At 30.6% G+C, this 17,984-nt stretch carries 18 protein-coding genes; all 18 read left to right on the forward strand.

The window, feature by feature from the left end; translation table 11 throughout:
- Positions 1 to 177: 177 nt before the first annotated feature.
- The 18 genes from spoIIGA to HYG85_RS22020 all read left to right on the forward strand — a co-directional run bounded on the left by spoIIGA (position 178) and on the right by HYG85_RS22020 (position 17,971).
- A complete protein-coding gene (gene spoIIGA / locus HYG85_RS21935; protein ID WP_212691454.1) occupies positions 178 to 1,095 on the forward strand; it encodes a sigma-E processing peptidase SpoIIGA in 918 nt (305 codons plus the stop codon).
- A gap of 142 nt (positions 1,096 to 1,237) precedes the next feature.
- Entirely contained in the window at positions 1,238 to 1,957 is a 720-nt protein-coding gene (gene sigE, locus HYG85_RS21940; RefSeq protein ID WP_330408070.1) for an RNA polymerase sporulation sigma factor SigE, read from the forward strand.
- 82 nt (positions 1,958 to 2,039) lie between these two features.
- Positions 2,040 to 2,816 carry an RNA polymerase sporulation sigma factor SigG gene (sigG, locus tag HYG85_RS21945; RefSeq protein WP_113675233.1) on the forward strand — a complete coding sequence of 259 codons (777 nt, stop codon included), beginning with the start codon at positions 2,040 to 2,042 and terminating at the stop codon, positions 2,814 to 2,816.
- A gap of 58 nt (positions 2,817 to 2,874) precedes the next feature.
- A complete protein-coding gene (locus HYG85_RS21950; RefSeq protein ID WP_113675232.1) occupies positions 2,875 to 3,138 on the forward strand; it encodes a YlmC/YmxH family sporulation protein in 264 nt (87 codons plus the stop codon).
- Positions 3,139 to 3,257: 119 nt separating this feature from the next.
- Complete coding sequence (nrdR, locus tag HYG85_RS21955) at positions 3,258 to 3,713, forward strand: transcriptional regulator NrdR (RefSeq protein WP_113675231.1); 456 nt, start codon at positions 3,258 to 3,260, stop codon at positions 3,711 to 3,713.
- A 272-nt stretch (positions 3,714 to 3,985) separates the two neighbouring features.
- A complete protein-coding gene (locus HYG85_RS21960) occupies positions 3,986 to 4,387 on the forward strand; it encodes a DUF6241 domain-containing protein (RefSeq protein WP_212691455.1) in 402 nt (133 codons plus the stop codon).
- Positions 4,388 to 4,884: 497 nt separating this feature from the next.
- On the forward strand, positions 4,885 to 6,423 hold the full coding sequence (locus HYG85_RS21965) for a YifB family Mg chelatase-like AAA ATPase (protein ID WP_212691456.1): 1,539 nt from the start codon (positions 4,885 to 4,887) through the stop codon (positions 6,421 to 6,423).
- An 84-nt stretch (positions 6,424 to 6,507) separates the two neighbouring features.
- The gene (gene alr / locus HYG85_RS21970; protein WP_212691457.1) at positions 6,508 to 7,611 is read left to right on the forward strand and encodes an alanine racemase; all 1,104 of its coding nucleotides are present in this window, start codon (positions 6,508 to 6,510) and stop codon (positions 7,609 to 7,611) included.
- The gene (locus HYG85_RS21975; RefSeq protein ID WP_212691458.1) at positions 7,611 to 8,840 is read left to right on the forward strand and encodes a lipid II:glycine glycyltransferase FemX; all 1,230 of its coding nucleotides are present in this window, start codon (positions 7,611 to 7,613) and stop codon (positions 8,838 to 8,840) included. Before alr ends, HYG85_RS21975 begins: the two co-directional genes overlap by 1 nt.
- Before the next feature lie 16 nt (positions 8,841 to 8,856).
- On the forward strand, positions 8,857 to 9,954 hold the full coding sequence (gene dprA / locus HYG85_RS21980; protein WP_244971245.1) for a DNA-processing protein DprA: 1,098 nt from the start codon (positions 8,857 to 8,859) through the stop codon (positions 9,952 to 9,954).
- 12 nt (positions 9,955 to 9,966) lie between these two features.
- The gene (gene topA, locus HYG85_RS21985; RefSeq protein ID WP_212691459.1) at positions 9,967 to 12,042 is read left to right on the forward strand and encodes a type I DNA topoisomerase; all 2,076 of its coding nucleotides are present in this window, start codon (positions 9,967 to 9,969) and stop codon (positions 12,040 to 12,042) included.
- A 201-nt stretch (positions 12,043 to 12,243) separates the two neighbouring features.
- Positions 12,244 to 13,011, forward strand: coding sequence for a GTP-sensing pleiotropic transcriptional regulator CodY (gene codY, locus HYG85_RS21990; RefSeq protein WP_113675225.1), 768 nt, complete (start codon positions 12,244 to 12,246; stop codon positions 13,009 to 13,011).
- A gap of 319 nt (positions 13,012 to 13,330) precedes the next feature.
- Complete coding sequence (gene flgB, locus HYG85_RS21995; protein WP_212691460.1) at positions 13,331 to 13,705, forward strand: flagellar basal body rod protein FlgB; 375 nt, start codon at positions 13,331 to 13,333, stop codon at positions 13,703 to 13,705.
- 58 nt (positions 13,706 to 13,763) lie between these two features.
- The gene (flgC, locus tag HYG85_RS22000; RefSeq protein ID WP_212691461.1) at positions 13,764 to 14,201 is read left to right on the forward strand and encodes a flagellar basal body rod protein FlgC; all 438 of its coding nucleotides are present in this window, start codon (positions 13,764 to 13,766) and stop codon (positions 14,199 to 14,201) included.
- Positions 14,202 to 14,238: 37 nt separating this feature from the next.
- On the forward strand, positions 14,239 to 14,544 hold the full coding sequence (gene fliE / locus HYG85_RS22005) for a flagellar hook-basal body complex protein FliE (protein ID WP_113675223.1): 306 nt from the start codon (positions 14,239 to 14,241) through the stop codon (positions 14,542 to 14,544).
- 71 nt (positions 14,545 to 14,615) lie between these two features.
- Positions 14,616 to 16,211, forward strand: a complete 1,596-nt coding sequence (fliF, locus tag HYG85_RS22010) for a flagellar basal-body MS-ring/collar protein FliF (protein ID WP_212691462.1) — start codon at positions 14,616 to 14,618, stop codon at positions 16,209 to 16,211.
- A gap of 7 nt (positions 16,212 to 16,218) precedes the next feature.
- Positions 16,219 to 17,226: a flagellar motor switch protein FliG gene (gene fliG, locus HYG85_RS22015; protein WP_113675221.1), complete on the forward strand. Its 1,008-nt coding sequence runs from the start codon at positions 16,219 to 16,221 to the stop codon at positions 17,224 to 17,226.
- Positions 17,219 to 17,971: a FliH/SctL family protein gene (locus HYG85_RS22020; protein WP_212691463.1), complete on the forward strand. Its 753-nt coding sequence runs from the start codon at positions 17,219 to 17,221 to the stop codon at positions 17,969 to 17,971. Before fliG ends, HYG85_RS22020 begins: the two co-directional genes overlap by 8 nt.
- The last annotated feature ends 13 nt before the right edge of the window (positions 17,972 to 17,984 follow it).

Consider the following 17,984-nt stretch of genomic DNA (forward strand, 5'->3'; position numbering starts at 1 on the left):
TGTTGAAAAATATAAGAAAAAAAACAGAAATCATTTATTGTTTTTGACAAATTATTCCAATTAGCCATGCTATAATTAGCATAGCTTAAATAATATGTGAATAAAATATACTATAGTATTCATATAACAAAACCAAGAAAGCCTTGATTTATTACAAATTTGTAAAGGAGGGGGGGCGTGTATTTAGAAGTTTATATTGACATAGTCTTCATTATTAATTTGATAATGGACTATATTATACTTTGGATAGTTAAAATTCTAACTAAGAAAAATACCAAGAAGATTAGGTTATTTATTGGTGCTATGGTTGGAGCATTAATGATGTGTATCATAGTCATACTTCCTTATGATAGTTATTTTTTCAATGTTATCGTAGGATATTTGTTAACTAGTATATTATTGATATACATATCATTCAGACCTAAAAGATTAAGCGAATTTGTTAAATTAACAATTATTATGTATTTAAGCGCAATCATGCTTGGCGGTTTGATGTTTGCATTATATTACTATTCATTTATTGGAGTTGCTGTAAGCAAAGTAATAAATGGTACATACAATATGAATTTGAGAGTAGGACTATTTGTAATTTTTGGAATAATTGCAATTATCATATTTAGAATCGTTAGAAAAGTAATGTCTAGTACAATTAGGGCGAATAAAAATTTATTTGGACTTGAAATCTATATTGATGATTCTAAGATTAAGGTTAATGGCTTATTGGATACAGGTAATAATCTATACGATCCAATAACAAAAAATCCTGTTCTTATTGCAGAAAGTGAACTATTAAAAGATTTACTAAAAAAAGATTGTTATGATAAGTTGCTGAATATGTCAGGTGATTTATATAACATATCTAATTTTACTGATTTTGGTGAAAACAGTAATTTGAAATTAAGGCTTATTCCATTTTCCTCACTTGGGAATGAAAATGGAATGTTACTAGGAATTGTTGCGGATAATATATGTATTAACCTTGGTGATGAAACAAAAGATTATAGAGATGTGGTAATTGCTGTTTATGATAAAAAGCTTTCAAATGACAACAGTTACCAAGTCCTTATACATCCCGAATTAATTAGTGTACATTAGAGTATTATTGATTTTACAAGAAAATGTGGTAGAACACAAAAAAATAACATAAAAGCTAAGGAAAATATCTTTTGTTTTAATTCTAATATAAGGCAAGAGATATATAATAGGGGGAATAGAATTGGTATGTAAAAGTAAAAACATATTAGATATTTTTAGCATAAAACTTATTGAGAGATTTAGAAAATTATTTTTGTGGGATAATGGAGAGATTCACTACATTGGCGGTAGTGAGATATTGCCTGCTCCACTTGGGAATGAAGAAGAATCAAGGATTATTGCTATGCTTGGTAGTGAAAACGATTTTAAAGTGAAATCCATACTTATTGAGCATAATTTAAGACTTGTAGTATATATAGCTAAGAAATTTGAAAATACTGGTATTGGAGTAGAAGATTTGATTTCTATTGGTACTATAGGATTGATAAAATCCATAAATACCTTCAAACCTGATAAAAAAATCAAATTAGCCACCTATGCTTCTAGATGTATAGAAAATGAAATCCTTATGTATCTAAGAAGAAATAATAAAACAAAGTTAGAGATATCTATTGATGAACCCCTTAATGTAGATTGGGACGGAAACGAACTATTATTATCGGATATACTAGGTACTGAGGAAGATGTTATCTATAGAAATATAGAGGAAGAAGTAGATAAGGAATTATTAAAAAAGGCTCTTAGCAAATTGTCAAATAGAGAAAGAGTTATTGTTGAACTTAGATTCGGACTGAAAGCAGATGGCGAAGAAAAAACTCAAAAAGAAGTTGCTGATATGTTAGGCATATCACAATCATATATATCAAGGCTTGAGAAGAAAATCATAAAAAGATTACAAAAGGAAATTATTAGAATGCAATAAAAAAAGGTATAAATATATTACCACTGGCAATCATTTTAGTATAAGAAAAAATATATGACAAAATGATTACTGGAGGTAGAGTATGGCATTGAACAAAGTTGAAATATGTGGTGTGAATACATCTAAATTACCCATATTGAAGAATAAAGAAAAGGAAGCATTATTTAATAGGATACTTGATGGAGATCTTGCTGCTCGTGATGAATATATTCACGGTAATCTGAGATTGGTATTAAGTGTAATCCAGAGATTTAGTAATTCAGGGGAAATGGTAGATGATTTGTTTCAAGTAGGTTGTGTAGGACTTATTAAGGCGATAGATAACTTTGATATTACTCAAAATGTTAAATTTTCAACATATGCCGTACCAATGATAATAGGGGAAATAAGAAGGTATCTAAGAGACAATAATAGTATAAGGGTAAGCAGGTCTCTTAGAGATACAGCTTATAAAGCTTTACAAGCAAAAGAAAAGTTATTGCGACAGAATAATAAAGAACCAACTATTATGGAAATATCAAAAGAGTTAGATATGAAAAAAGAGGATGTTGTTTTTGCTCTTGATGCTATTCAAGATCCTGTGTCACTTTTTGAACCAGTTTATAATGATGGGGGCGATTCCTTATATATAATGGATCAAGTAAGTGATAAAAAGAATAAAGAGGAAAGATGGGTTAGATCAATAGCTCTTGGTGAAGCTATGAAAAAACTCCCTAAAAGAGAGTTTAATATACTGAAGCTTAGATTTTTTGAAGGTAAAACACAAATGGAAGTTGCTAGTGAGATAAGTATTTCTCAAGCACAAGTATCAAGACTGGAAAAATCAGCTATAAGACATATGAAAAGATACTTGAATTAACTAGTAAATTATTTTGAATATGAATCTAAGTAAGGACAGCTTTTAGGGGGAATTTAGTATGGTTAGAATATATGATATGAAACAAAAAGAGGTTATAAATTCTAACGATGGTATTAGATTAGGATTTATAAGTGATATTGAGGTTGATTTACAGGAAGGTAAATTGATTAAGCTGATCGTTCCAGGACCAGCTAAGATATTTGGAATGTTTGGTAGAGGCAAGGAATATCAAATACCCTGGGACAGTATAAAAAAGATAGGTGAAGATATTATTCTGGTTGATATCAACGTTGATAAGTCATTAGTTGAATCAGAATACTAATAATTAAAATTATTTTAAATAATTATAAGTATTTAAAATCAAAGGTTGACCTTTTTCTGCTTATAACTTATAATATGACTAAAATAGTGGCTATAAGCGGAAAGTAGGGAGAATAACTTATGAGATGTCCTTTTTGCAATGAGGATAATACTAAAGTAGTTGACTCAAGACCATCAGACGAAAACAATTTAATACGTAGAAGAAGACAATGTGAAGCATGTGGCAAAAGGTTTACTACTTATGAAAAGATAGAAACAATACCTTTAGTCATTATTAAAAAAGATAAGACAAGAGAACCGTATAATCGAAATAAGTTAATGAATGGTGTTGTTAGATCTTGTCATAAACGATCTGTGTCAATGAGTGAAATTGAAGGATTAGTAGATGAAATAGAGAATAGTTTATATAATTCATTAAAAAAAGAAATTAAAAGTAAAGATATCGGTGAGAAGGTAATGGAAAAACTTAAGACCATTGATGAAGTAGCATATGTCAGGTTTGCATCTATATATCGTGAGTTCAAGGATATTAATACTTTTATGGATGAGTTGAAGAAAATATTGAATGATAAATAGGTTTCCCAGTGGGAAACCTATTTTGTTCATATAGAAGAGTTATACTAATAAAGTATATGAAACAGAAGCATTTTCATATGCTATAAGGAAACTTTCCTAACGATTGAAACTTCCTACGGAAGACATTTCAAGTATGGAATAATATAACACTTGTTAGTTTAGTATGAATATAATAATCCTAATTCAGATTGGAAAAGCTAGTATAAAAGGGGAACTTATTCTAATTATACCATGTAAAAACATTCAACTAGCTAGAGGTGACAGACTTGAAAATGAAGAGGATGTTTATATTAATATTAATCATTGTATCTATAACTGGATGTTCAAATAAGATCAAACAGATTGACGATACCAAGTATCAAGAACTCATACAAACGACAGAACTAACTAAAGTATATGTTAGAGATGAAAAAGAAGTATGGGAGGAAATGCACATGATGGCAAACACTAAAATTGTTGCTGATGAAATATGGGGTGAGATTGAAATCACTGAAGAAAGAGTAGATTACTTGATTACCGAAGTTCTTGTATCTGAGTATCCTGATAAAAAAAGGCTTTTGACTATATTGTATAACTGGAAGAACGAAGATTTTTCCTGTGCAGTAGATGAGCATAATTATCTGTGGGATATGTTAGGTGGAAGTGTTGGAAAAGCTTATAAATTAAAAGAATAGTCAATTTGGAATTAAATTCGTTATGAAAGAAGAATGATTATCTTCCTGTAATTGCATATATTAGCTTTAAATGGATTTTCGGCGTTGGAGGCATATAATTATACCCTTTTGTCTTTAAGGGCTTAATTTCGGCGTATTTTTGAAGTGGACAATAAATTATTATTCATAATTAATTATTTCGTTATGGAGAGGTCGAACTAGTTTCTTCTATATTAATAGAGAACTAGTTTTAATATATTAATTATAATAGTTCGTCCTAGTCTAAGTAACAGATTAAAAATGAAGTGTTTTAGTACGTTTTTTTAACTATATTTAATTGAAATATTAATTTGTTATTAATAATATGATTATTTTATGATATAATGATATAGATTGTTTATATACTAAAAATTACTAATAAGGTTAATGCTTTAATAAGTTGGACATAATAAATTCTTAAATTGTTTAACATTTCATTTTATTGCATGACCAAATATACATATGACAAGGGGGACAACATGTTTAACAGAGTTTATAGTGCTGCGTTAATGGGCATTGACGGATACATGGTTGGGGTGGAGGTAGATATATCAAGCGGTTTTCCTAGGCTTGATTTAGTTGGATTACCAGACTCTGCCGTTAAAGAATCTATAGAAAGAGTAAGAACATCTATCAACAATTCAGGATTTCAGTTTCCTTGTAAGCGAATAACAGTAAATTTAGCTCCAGCTGATATAAGAAAGGAAGGACCTGCATTTGATTTACCAATAGCTATTGGCATTTTATCATGTATGGAGTTAATAGATACCAACTCATTGGATAAAACCTTAATTATTGGGGAATTATCTCTTAATGGAGAAGTTCAGAAAGTAAATGGTATACTTCCAATTGTCTACAGTGCATATAAGAATGGTTTTGAAAGATGTATCATTCCTATAGATAACGTTGATGAAGGTGCAGTAGTAGAAGGTATTGATGTTATCGGTGTTAGTAACTTGTCTCAGGTTGTTAAATTATTAAATAACAATGTTAAAATAGAACCAAAGCGAATTGATATAGAAAAGCTATTCCATGAATCATGGGATAATGAAGAAAATATAATTGATTTTAGTGATATAAAGGGTCAAGAAAATGTTAGAAGGGCATTAGAGATAGCAGCCGCAGGAGCTCATAACGTTCTAATGATAGGTCCTCCTGGCTCTGGTAAAACTATGATGGCAAAGAGATTACCTACCATATTGCCAGATCTGACTTTTGAAGAGAGTATAGAAATAACTAAGATATATAGTGTAGCTGGATTGTTAAGAAAAGATCAGGCTCTAGTCACTAAGAGACCATTTAGGGCTCCCCACCATACAGTTTCAAACTCAGCGTTGACAGGTGGAGGAAGAATTCCAAGACCAGGAGAAATAAGTTTGTCTCATAATGGGGTATTATTCCTAGATGAGATGCCTGAGTTTAGCAAAAATGTATTAGAAGTAATGAGACAACCTCTAGAAGATGGTAAAGTAACAATTTCTAGGGTGAATGCAACAATTACATATCCAGCTAATTTTATGCTTGTAGCTTCTCTTAATCCTTGTCCATGCGGATATTATCCCGACAGAGAAAAATGCAGCTGTACTCCATTACAAATAAAAAGATATCTTAATAAAATATCTGGACCACTACTTGATAGAATAGATTTGCATGTAGAGGCCAATAATGTTAATTACAATGAACTTAATAATAAAAAGAAAATGGAAACGTCTAAGGATATTAAAGAACGAGTAATGAGAGCTCATAAGATTCAGCAAGAACGATATAAAGATTCTAAGATATATTTTAACTCAATGTTAAGTGCTGCTCAGATTGAAAAATATTGTCAGTTGGATGATAAGTCCAGAGAAATGATGAAGTTAGCCTTCGAGAAGCTGGATTTGAGTGCTAGAGCATATCATAGAATATTAAAAGTTGCAAGAACAATAGCGGATCTAGACGGTGAAAATGACATAGAAGAAAAACATCTAGCAGAAGCAATTCAGTATAGATCTCTTGACCGTAACTACTTTGATTAATAAATAGTAACTTGATATTATTCCATAAACTGTTTATAATGTTAACTTAGGGAAATTAATAGAATGATTTGAGGAGGAAGACAATTGTCTGATATCTATTTGGAAGTTAATCTTCATAACCTTTATTATAACCTATCCAAAATAAAAGAACAATTAAGTAATGATACCATGATTATGGCAGTTGTAAAAGGTAATGCTTATGGACATGGAAGTGTAGAAATTGCAAAAGCATTAAGTGGTGATGTAAATTATTTTGGAGTAGGATTATTGGACGAAGGTGTTGAACTTAGAAAAAACGGTTTAGAACTACCTATTTTTCTAATGGGACCCACTGAAGAGTTTGATATAGTTTATGAGAATAATATTACTATGAGTATCTGTTCATTGAATCAATTAAGAAAACTGATTGATTGGACAGAAAACAATAAAAAAACGATTAAGTTTCACTTAAAAGTAGAAACTGGAATGAATAGATTTGGTATAGATTACGACCAATTGGAAGAAGTTAAGTCACTATGTGAAAAAGCTACTTGTGCCATACTAGAAGGGGTATATTCTCATTTTGCAACAACATATAAAAATAATAGGTCTTATGTATTAGGACAAAAAGAAAAGTTTGATAAATATATAACTTTCTTTAATCAGCATTACAATGGCTTGATTTATCATATATGTAATAGCGAAAATACAATAGACTATAAAGAAGCTCATTATAATATGGTAAGATTAGGTAATGCTTTATACGGTCCCTGTAATAGTAAGAAAAGAATAGGACTCAAAAAGATTGCTGATATTAGAGCCAAAATCATATATTCTAAAAGTATTAAAGCCGGAGAACATATAGGTTATGGCAATAGTTATAAATCAAAACAGGATAAAACTATAGGAATAGTTCCAATGGGATTTTATTGTGGAATGGGATTGATTAAGAAACCTATAGGTTCCAAATTCGGTTCAGTTATTATATATTATCTAAAAGAAATATATAGATATCTATTCAGGAATAAAACAGTAATATTCTATAAAGGAAAACCTTTAGAAATATTAGGGAGACCTAATATGCAATACACTATTGTTGATATTACAGGCTTAGATGACCCTGATGAGATTATGGTTGAGATAAAGATCTCGCCTATTTTTGTAAAAGAGAATATAAAAAGGACATACATTTCGGAGGTAAAGAGTTAATGAAATTTGTTACACACATAGATGAAAAAAAATTTACTTTATTTAATGAAAACCATCCTAACGGACATGCTCTACAATCTATAGAATGGGGAAACCTAAAGTGTATTGGAGAGTGGACTAAGGAATTAGTTGGTTTAGAAGATGGTAGTGGTGATTTGCAAGCATCAGCTATGCTCCTTAGAAGAAAATTACCTGGCTTATCAAGATATATTTTATATGCTCCAAGAGGATATGTTCTTGATTATGAAAATATTGACTTAGTTAAAGAATTCACAAAAGAATTAAAGCAATATGCTAAAAAAACAAAGGCGATCTTTGTGAAAATTGACCCATGTATAATATATAAGGAAAGAACTATAGATGGAGACATAAAAGAAGATGGTATAGACAACACTAAGCTCATAGAATCATTGAAAAATATGGGTTATGCACACAAGGGAACAAATCTTGATTTTGAGGGAATTCAGCCTAGATTTGTATTCAAGTTAGATGTTGATAAGGATAAAGATACATTATTCAAAAGTTTTCATCATAAAACAAGGTACAATATTAGACTTGCAGAAAAAAAGGGTATTGAAATATATGAAGGAAGTATAGACGACCTAGAAGAATTTGAAAGAATCATGCGAGTTACAGGCTCTAGAGACGGCTTTATTACGAGACCTTTAAAGTATTTTAAAGATATGTATAACACTATGGAAAAACAAGGTAAAATGAAGCTGTTCATGGCTAAATATAATGTTAAAAAAGCACTAGATAAAGCTATCAGTGACTTGGAGAAAGAAGAAAACTCAAAAAAACCAAACGAAGATAGGATTAATAAACTCCAAAGAGAAATTCCGGAGATGACAGAGTTGGCTAGTAAAAATCTAGATGGAATTATTGTTTCTGGAGCAATTGTGTTATTGAATGGGAAAAAAGCATGGTATCTGTATGGAGCAAGTGACAACTTATATAGAAATCTAATGCCTAATTATTTATTGCAATGGCATATGATAGCATATTCTATGGATTGTGGCTGCACATTATATGATTTTAGAGGTATTTCAGGTAATCTTGACCCAAATCATCACCTATATGGTTTATACAGGTTTAAAAAGGGATTTAATGGTGATTTTGTTGAGTATATAGGCGAGTTTGATTTGGTGGTTAGTAAATTTTATTATAATCTATGGGAATTTTGGGTGCCAAAAGTAAAAAGATTAATTAGAAAACTTAGGAAAAAATAACTAAAGGATGATGCGTATGGGGAGTGTTATGGAAAAGGAGCACTATTGGTTATGGTTGAACAACATAAAAGGTATTGGGCTTAAAAAAATAAAATATCTATTAAATTATTTTGATGAACCAAAGTATATTTGGGAAGCCACTGATGAACTCAGTGAAGTTAAAGGCTTAAGAGAAATTGATAGAAAAGCAATTATCCAGTCTAGAAATAAGGATAAGATAATAGAATATTATAACAGAATAAAAAAGAGTAACATCAATTTTTATTCTATTGATGATGATTTGTACCCAGATAACTTGAAAAATATTTATGATTATCCCTATGGTATTTATGTAAAAGGAGATATAAAAGATGATTCTCCCATCATAGCTGTAGTTGGTGCTAGAAGATGTACTGAATATGGTAGGGAAGTTGCAAAACTTTTTGGAAGAGAATTAGCAAAAATGGGAATTATAATTATAAGTGGGATGGCAAGAGGCATTGATACTGCTGCTCATATAGGTGCACTGGAAGGTGGTGGCAGAACTTACGCTGTTCTTGGATCAGGTGTTAACATATGTTATCCTAAGGAAAATTATAAATTAATGGATGACATTAGTCATAAAGGAGCTCTAATATCTGAATTTCCAGTTAATCAAATTCCAAAACCAGGTAATTTTCCTCTAAGAAATAGAATTATTAGTGGAATAAGTGATGGAGTACTAGTTATAGAAGCTGCAGGAAAAAGTGGTTCTCTAATAACAGCAGACCAAGCATTGGAACAAGGAAAAGATGTCTATAGTATCCCTGGCAGGATAACAGATAAGCTAAGTGAAGGTACTAATAATTTAATAAAAATGGGTGCTAAAATGGTAACCAATATCGATGATATTTTAGATGAAATTTCTGTGAGTTTCACCAAGGAAAAACAAAAAAATTCAGAAAATATTACTTTAGGACTTGCAGAAATTGAAAAAATAGTGTATTCTTGTTTAAGTTTAGAACCTTTATTTATTGACGATATACATATTAAGTCAAACATACCAATTGATGAACTTGGGTTGATATTAACAAAACTGGAACTTAAGGGCGTAATAAAACAACTGCCAAACAAATATTTTATTAGAAAATTGTAGTGGAGGGTAAAAATGGCAAAGAATTTAGTAATAGTTGAATCGCCTGCAAAAGCAAAGACTATAAAAAAATTTTTAGGTAGCAATTATAAAGTTGAAGCTTCAATGGGACATGTAAGAGATTTACCCAAAAGTCAGTTAGGGGTAGACGTAGAAAATGATTTTGAACCGAAATATATTACTATAAGAGGTAAAGGAGAACTCCTAAAACATCTTAGAAAAGAAGTAAAAAAGGCTAACAAAGTTTTTCTCGCTACTGACCCTGACCGCGAAGGTGAAGCAATATCATGGCATTTGTTATTTTCTCTGAATTTAGCAGACAAAAAATTCTACAGAATAACTTTTAATGAAATAACAAAAAATGCAGTTAAGAATTCGATAAAACAAGCTAGAGAAATTAACATGGATTTGGTTGATGCTCAACAGGCTAGAAGGATACTCGACAGAATAGTCGGATATAAGATTAGCCCGCTACTATGGAAAAAAATAAAAAAAGGACTCAGTGCAGGAAGGGTCCAATCAACAGCTCTAAAACTCATTTGTGATAGGGAAGAAGAAATTAACAGCTTCATACCGGAAGAATATTGGTCATTAGATGCCAAGTTGCAAGATAAGGATTCAAAAGACAAATTCACTGCTACATTCTATGGTAAGAGCAAAAAGATGAAAATATCTTCAAAAGAGCAGGTTGATGAAATAATTGAATACCTAAAGGATAAAGAATATATTGTAAGTGATGTTAAAGAAAGTGAAAGACTAAAAAAACCACTTCTACCGTTTATTACGAGTACTCTTCAACAAGAAGCTGCTAAGAAACTTAATTTTACAACTTCTAAATCAATGAGAATAGCTCAACAGTTATATGAAGGTATAGATGTAAAGGGAAAAGGTACTGTAGGACTTATTACTTATCTACGTACTGACTCAACTCGTATATCTGATGATGCAGATAAAGCTGTAAAAGAATACATTTCAAGTAGTTTTGGAGAAGAGTATGTAAATAATAATAAAATCTCGAGCAATAAAAAGAGTAATGTTCAAGATGCCCATGAAGCTATAAGACCGACTTATGTTGATATTTATCCCGATGATATAAAAGAATCACTATCAAGGGATCAATTGAGATTATATAAGTTGATTTACAACAGATTTGTTGCAAGTAGAATGAAACCCGCTAAATACGCTACAAAATCAATTAAAATTAATGGAGGAGATTACAGATTTAACGCTTCCGGTTCTGTTTTGATCTTCGATGGATTTTTAAAAGTATATAATATCTCAGATGATAAGGAAGACAACCAAAAAATTGGGAATATTAATAAAGATTCTAATTTAAATTTAATAGATTTGAGCAAAAAACAACATTTTACTCAACCGGCACCTAGATATACAGAAGCATCATTGGTAAAGACATTAGAAGAGAATGGTGTTGGTAGACCAAGTACCTATGCACCGACTATATCTACCATTCAAAAAAGAGGCTATGTTTCAAAAGAAAAGAAGAATATCTTTCCTACAGAGCTAGGAGAAATAGTTAACGAGATAATGGAAAAATATTTTGAAGATATAGTAAATGTTAAATTCACAGCAGCGCTTGAAAAAGAACTAGATGAAGTTGAGACTGGAAATATACAATGGAAAGAAGTACTTAGAAAATTTTATCCTAATTTTTACGAAACAATTGAATACGCTGAAGAAAAAATAGGCAAAATTGAAATAAAGGATGAAGTTTCTGATGTTCTATGTGATAAATGTGGTAGAAACATGGTAATCAAAATAGGTAGATACGGTAAGTTTTTAGCATGTCCTGGTTTTCCAGAATGCAGAAACGCAAAACCTTTATATGAAAAGGTTGAAGGTGTATCTTGCCCTAAATGTAGTGGCGAAGTCTTTATTAAAAAGACTAAAAAGGGCAGAAGATATTATGGGTGTGAAAATAACCCAGAATGTGATTTTATGACTTGGAATAGACCTACTAAGGAAATATGTCCAAAGTGTGGAACTATTATGGTTGAAAAGGGCAAATATCTAAAATGTAACAACGAAGAATGTAATTATAGCGTTCTCAAGGAAAAAGAAGAACAGGAATAATAATTTTGTTATTCATGAAAGATGTCAAAGTAATTAGAAATAAAATTCTAGGGCAGTTACTTTGGAGTTAAAAAAAGCTAGGTTATAGCGTCAATTTAAAATATATACTTGAATATTTAGAAGCTTCGTAATATAATAAACTATGCAACTTGGTTGATGCTTTTAGCTTAATAGCATAATAATTTAGGAGGGAAAAATTTAATGAGTGTACAACTACTGGATAAAACAAGAAAGATCAACAGATTATTACAAAGAACAGGTACACAAAGGGTAATATTTACCGACATATGTGAAGTGCTTAGTGATATTTTATATTCTAATGCATTAGTCATTAGTAAAAAGGGCAAATTACTAGGACTTCATAACAGGGAAGAGATTGGTATTATTGAAGAGTTGTTACAAGATAAACTAGGAGCATGTATTGATGAAAATTTAAACGAAAGACTATTAAATGTTTTATCAACAAAAGAAAATGTTAATCTTGAAACATTAGGGTTCTCTTCAAACGTAAACGCAAACAATTATATTGGAATTATTATTCCAATAGATATTGCGGGAGAAAGACTTGGAACTTTATTCCTATATAAGAATAATGCTTCCTATGACATTGAGGACATAATATTAAGTGAATATGGTGCTACTGTTGTAGGACTAGAAATCATGAGATCAATCAACGAAGAAAACACAGAAGAAATTAGAAAGACTACTATCGTTAAATCTGCAATTGGTACATTATCATTCTCAGAACAAGAAGCGATTACTCATATCTTTGAGGAATTGAATGGTAGTGAGGGCATATTGGTTGCAAGTAAAATAGCTGATAGAGTTGGAATAACTAGATCTGTAATTGTTAATGCACTTAGAAAATTCGAGAGTGCAGGAGTTATTGAATCTCGTTCATTAGGTATGAAAGGAACTTATATTAAGGTTCTTAATGACGTATTGATTGAAGAACTCAGGAAACTATAAGATTTTATAATAAGGAGGGGAAGCTCGATAAGAGCTTTCCCTTTTTTGATTACAAAAAAAACTATTACTGTAAATTCTAGGGAGATTTTTCAAAAATTGTTAAGTATATATTGTATATTATGACATAAACTGATACAATATATAGGATAAAAGTATTTTTTTGGAAGAGATAATTGAGTATTAAATAACTTAAATTAATTATTAAGTCTTATTTATTAGATTAGTGTAAATTAAGTCTAATTGCTCATTACAAAAGCCTTGCAATTTTCGACATATAAATTATAATTAATATTAATGGATAAAAAAGGCAGGTGGAATTATGATCAGTAATAATATGTACAATGGAATTAATATTCTAGGCAAATCTTTAGATGCAAGTTTAATGAGGCATAATGTAATTTCAGAAAATATTGCTAATGAAGATACACCAGGTTATAAAAGGAAAGATGTTAAATTTGAAGGATTATTACAAGAAGCATTACTATCTAATAATAAATTGTCAGATATAGATACTAATGCATTAACACCACAGGTAGTTGTCGATAAAGCAAATCTAAGTTATAGATTAGATGGTAATAATGTAAACATTGACACAGAAATGACAGAACTTACAAAAAATCAGATTAAATTCAACGTTTTAGTTGACCAAGTATCTAATAATTTTAGTAGAATTAAAACAGTTTTAAGTCGTTAATTAGAAATAAGAGGTAATATGTTATATAAACATTAATTATGATTGGAGGTAAATGTAAATGTCTTTTTTTAATTCAATGAATGTTAGTGCAACCGGCTTGACTGCCCAAAGACTAAGGATGGACATTATTTCACAAAATCTTGCTAATGTAAATACCACTAAAACAAAAGATGGTGGACCATATAAAAGAAAAGTTTTACTTTTTGAAGAACAAAAAAGCAACAATTTCGGTTCGATGCTTAATGATTCTATTGATAATTATAAGGCTTCAGGAGTTAAGGTATCCAAGATTATCGAAGATACAAAACCATTAAAAAGAGTATATGATCCTAGTCATCCAGAAGCTGGCGATGATGGATATGTATTAATGCCTAATGTTAATACAATAGAAGAAATGGTAAATATGATTTCAGCCAATCGTTCTTATGAGGCTAATGTTACTGCGATGAATGCGACAAAATCAATGGCAATGAAATCTTTAGAAATTGGCAAATAAGAGATTAACATAATTGAGATGATTGGAGAGATGCAAAATGGGAATTCAGATTGGGGATATTAGCAGCATAAATAATCTTATATCCAGCGGAAATAAGTCAAAAAAAGAATCTGGACAATTATTTGAGGATATCTACAAAGCAGCAATTGGGTTAATAGATGATACTAATCAGTTGCAAAAAAAATCCGAACAAGTAACTACAGATTTTGCTGCAGGAAAAACTGATAATTTTGTTGATGTTCTAATCGCATCAGAAAAAGCTTCAGTAGCATTACAATACACAGTAAAATTAAGAGATAAATTACTTGATGCATATAATGAAATAATGCGTATGCAAGTCTAAATAATATTTAGATGTCAAACCTAAACTAAGTTAGAAAATGGATGTGTGATTTATGTTAAAGGGGTGTACATATGCCTGGTTTTATAAGTAAAATTTCAGACCAAATAACCGGGTTCTGGAACAAATTTGACAAAAAACAGAAGTTGCAAATAATTGCAGCTGTGGTAGTTACGGTTATTGCATTGAGTATATTGACAATAGCACTTAATAAAACTAAAATGGTTCCCTTTGTTTCAGGATTGGAACCAAAAACTACTAACCAAGTTAAAACTTTATTACAAGAACAAGGGATCAAATATGAAGTTCGAGACAATGCTTCTTCGGTGTATGTTGACAAAAAGAGAAAGCAAGATGCTCAAATGGCATTAGATAGCATGGGTATCATATCAAATACTGGTATGACATACAAAGAGGCTTTTAATTCTAGTCTTAGTACTACTGAAGCAGAAAAAAGAGCAAAACACAAATTAGCATTTGAAAATGAACTAGGAGATAAAATATCAGTTATTGAGGATGTTGAGTCAGCCGTAGTTAAATTAGTTACACCAGATCAAGATAGAACAATATTTGATGATGTCAAGGAGGCTAAAGCATCTGCTATACTTACTACATCACATGAACTAACAGATGATCAAGTAGTTGGTATTGCTAACTTTTTAGCATCTTCTGTAGAGAACTTAGATCTTAAAAATGTAAGAATACTTAATAATTCTGGTAAAATGTTGTACTATGGTGAAGATATTGATGATAACGGATCAAGTTTAAACAAGAAAATCAATTATGAAGTAACAATGGAAAATAAAATAGAAAAAGATGTTTTATCTATATTATTAGGAGAATTTGATGATGCTGTAGTAACAGCAGATTTGATTATTGATTTTGATGCTCAGTCTTCTATAAAAGAAGAATATACTACTCCAGAAGGTCAATCAAAGGGAATACCTTCATCTGAGTATCATTATGAATCAGAAGGTTCAAATCAGACACCATCTGGTGTTCCAGGAACTGATTCTAATAATGGAACTACTGATTACCTTGTACCAAACAACAGTAATTCTGATAGCAGTACCAAAATAGATAAAGTAGATTATGATGTAAGTAAAACTGTTACAAATGAAACAAAACATATTGGAAATATAAAATATAATGAATCATCTGTATCAATATCAGCTAAAAAATATAAGATATATGATCAAGCACTTCTAAAAAAACAGGGTGTTTTAGATAACATATCATGGGAAGAATACAAGGCGCAGAATAGTGAATCTAAGAAAATAGCTATTGATGATGACCTTATATCACTTGTCAAGAATGCTGCTAATGGTTCAAAGGTTGAGATAATAGGTTATGAGGTTCCTTCATTCATTCCTATTTCAGTTAAGAAAAAACCTATTACAGATTATATCTTTATAGCTATTATCGTAATTATGATAGCGTTGCTAGGATATGCAGTTTATAAAGGTACTGAACCAGTGGAAGTTACTGAGATACAACCTGAATTATCTGTTGAAGATATGTTGGCAAGTACCAGAGAACAACAAGATCTAGAGGAAATTGAATTTGATGATAAATCAGATACAAGAGTTCAAATAGAGAAATTCGTTGATGAGAAACCTGATGCAGTAGCACAGTTGCTTAGAAACTGGCTGAATGAAGATTGGGAGTGATAATAATATGGCTAATAGAGATTTAAAAGGATTACAAAAAGCAGCTATATTGCTAATTGCTTTAGGTCCTGAGAAATCATCAAAAGTTTTTAAACATCTAAAAGAAGAGGAAATTGAACAATTGACTCTTGAAATAGCAAATACGAGAAGTGTTTCTCCAAAAGACAAAGAAGCTGTATTACAAGATTTTTATGAGGTATGTTTAGCTCAACAATATATAGCAGAAGGTGGAATTGGTTATGCCAAAGAGCTTCTTGAACATGCTCTTGGTTCTGATAAAGCGAAACAGGTTATTGGAAGACTTACTGCATCATTACAAGTTAGACCTTTTGAATTTGTTAGAAAGACTGAACCTAGTCAACTTCTTAACTTTATTCAAGATGAACATAACCAGACAATTGCACTTATCTTATCGTATTTAAGTCCTGCTCAATCAGCAATGATACTTGCTTCGTTACCACAAGAAAAACAAGCAGACGTAGCTAGGAGAATAGCTGAAATGGATAGAACATCGCCAGATGTCATAAAGGATGTAGAAAACGTGTTAGAGAGAAAACTATCTTCATTAGTTACTCAAGATTATACAATTGTCGGTGGTGTCGATTCTATTGTTCAGATATTAAATTCTGTTGACAGATCTACAGAAAAGAACATTATGGAAACATTAGAAATCGAGAATACAGAACTTGCTGAAGAAATCAGGAAGAAAATGTTCGTATTTGAAGATATCTTATCACTTGATAGCAGATCAATTCAGACTATACTTCGTGATGTGGATAATAATGAGTTAGCAACAGCATTAAAAGGTGCAGGAGAAGAAGTACAAAATACTATATTTAATAATTTATCTAAGCGTTTAGCAACTATGATAAAAGAAGATATGGAATATATGGGACCTGTTAGACTTAAAGATGTAGAAGAAGCACAGCAAAAGATTGTTGGTATAATCAGGAAATTAGAAGATGCTGGTGAAATTGTTATCTCTAGAGGTGGAGGTGACGAGATAATTGTCTAGTATTATCAAATCACCATTTATAAATTACGCCTCCAATAATAAGAAGATTATTGGCGTAAATAATAAAAATAACATCTCTGAGAATAACGAAGAAGATATACATATTAGTGCTGCTAAGATTAATAAATCTATTGAAAAGCAAAAAAAACAAGCTGAGCAAGTTGCAAATGACATTATAAATAAAGCAATGGGAGAGGCTCAGTGTATTGTTGAAGATGCTAAGAAAAGTGCAATAGATATTACTGAAGAAGCTTACAAAAAGGCACTAGAGGACGGATATAAAGATGGTATTAGTAAGGGTGAACAAGAAGCAATAAGATTAAAAAATGAAGCTGACCAAGTATTACAACAAGCGTATGACGAAAAAGAAAAAATACTTAGTGATATAGAACCTAAGATGGCTAACATCTTAATTGAATTAGTGAAAAACCTAACAGGTTATGTTATTGAAAAAGAGAATATAATTCTTTATCTAATTAAAAAAGGTTTTTCAGAAATTGAGACATTAGATGACCTGATTGTTCACGTATCACCCGATGATTTTGATTATGTTAACGAAAATAAAGACAAGTTATGCGAAGAAATAAGTCAAACTGTTAATGTTGAAATTATTAAAGATAATGCATTAGAGTCTAACGATTGCTTTATAGAAACTAAGTTAGGAAATTTAGATTGCAGCCTTGACACTAGACTAAGCGGTTTAACATCAGATTTGAAGCTTATAGCAAATAGTTTAAATTCTTAAGAGGATGAAACTT

This window comes from Vallitalea guaymasensis, from assembly GCF_018141425.1.
GTDB lineage: Bacteria > Bacillota > Clostridia > Lachnospirales > Vallitaleaceae > Vallitalea > Vallitalea guaymasensis.

Excerpts from the sequence above, each read along its gene's own strand:
- sigG (WP_113675233.1), top strand. The coding sequence starts at position 2,040 with ATGGCATTGAACAAAGTTGAAATATGTGGTGTGAATACATCTAAATTA.
- HYG85_RS21950 (WP_113675232.1), top strand. The coding sequence starts at position 2,875 with ATGGTTAGAATATATGATATGAAACAAAAAGAGGTTATAAATTCTAAC.
- nrdR (WP_113675231.1), top strand. The coding sequence starts at position 3,258 with ATGAGATGTCCTTTTTGCAATGAGGATAATACTAAAGTAGTTGACTCA.
- HYG85_RS21960 (WP_212691455.1), top strand. The coding sequence starts at position 3,986 with ATGAAGAGGATGTTTATATTAATATTAATCATTGTATCTATAACTGGA.
- HYG85_RS21965 (WP_212691456.1), top strand. The coding sequence starts at position 4,885 with ATGTTTAACAGAGTTTATAGTGCTGCGTTAATGGGCATTGACGGATAC.
- HYG85_RS21975 (WP_212691458.1), top strand. The coding sequence starts at position 7,611 with ATGAAATTTGTTACACACATAGATGAAAAAAAATTTACTTTATTTAAT.
- dprA (WP_244971245.1), top strand. The coding sequence starts at position 8,857 with ATGGGGAGTGTTATGGAAAAGGAGCACTATTGGTTATGGTTGAACAAC.
- topA (WP_212691459.1), top strand. The coding sequence starts at position 9,967 with ATGGCAAAGAATTTAGTAATAGTTGAATCGCCTGCAAAAGCAAAGACT.
- codY (WP_113675225.1), top strand. The coding sequence starts at position 12,244 with ATGAGTGTACAACTACTGGATAAAACAAGAAAGATCAACAGATTATTA.
- flgB (WP_212691460.1), top strand. The coding sequence starts at position 13,331 with ATGATCAGTAATAATATGTACAATGGAATTAATATTCTAGGCAAATCT.
- flgC (WP_212691461.1), top strand. The coding sequence starts at position 13,764 with ATGTCTTTTTTTAATTCAATGAATGTTAGTGCAACCGGCTTGACTGCC.
- fliE (WP_113675223.1), top strand. The coding sequence starts at position 14,239 with ATGGGAATTCAGATTGGGGATATTAGCAGCATAAATAATCTTATATCC.
- fliF (WP_212691462.1), top strand. The coding sequence starts at position 14,616 with ATGCCTGGTTTTATAAGTAAAATTTCAGACCAAATAACCGGGTTCTGG.
- fliG (WP_113675221.1), top strand. The coding sequence starts at position 16,219 with ATGGCTAATAGAGATTTAAAAGGATTACAAAAAGCAGCTATATTGCTA.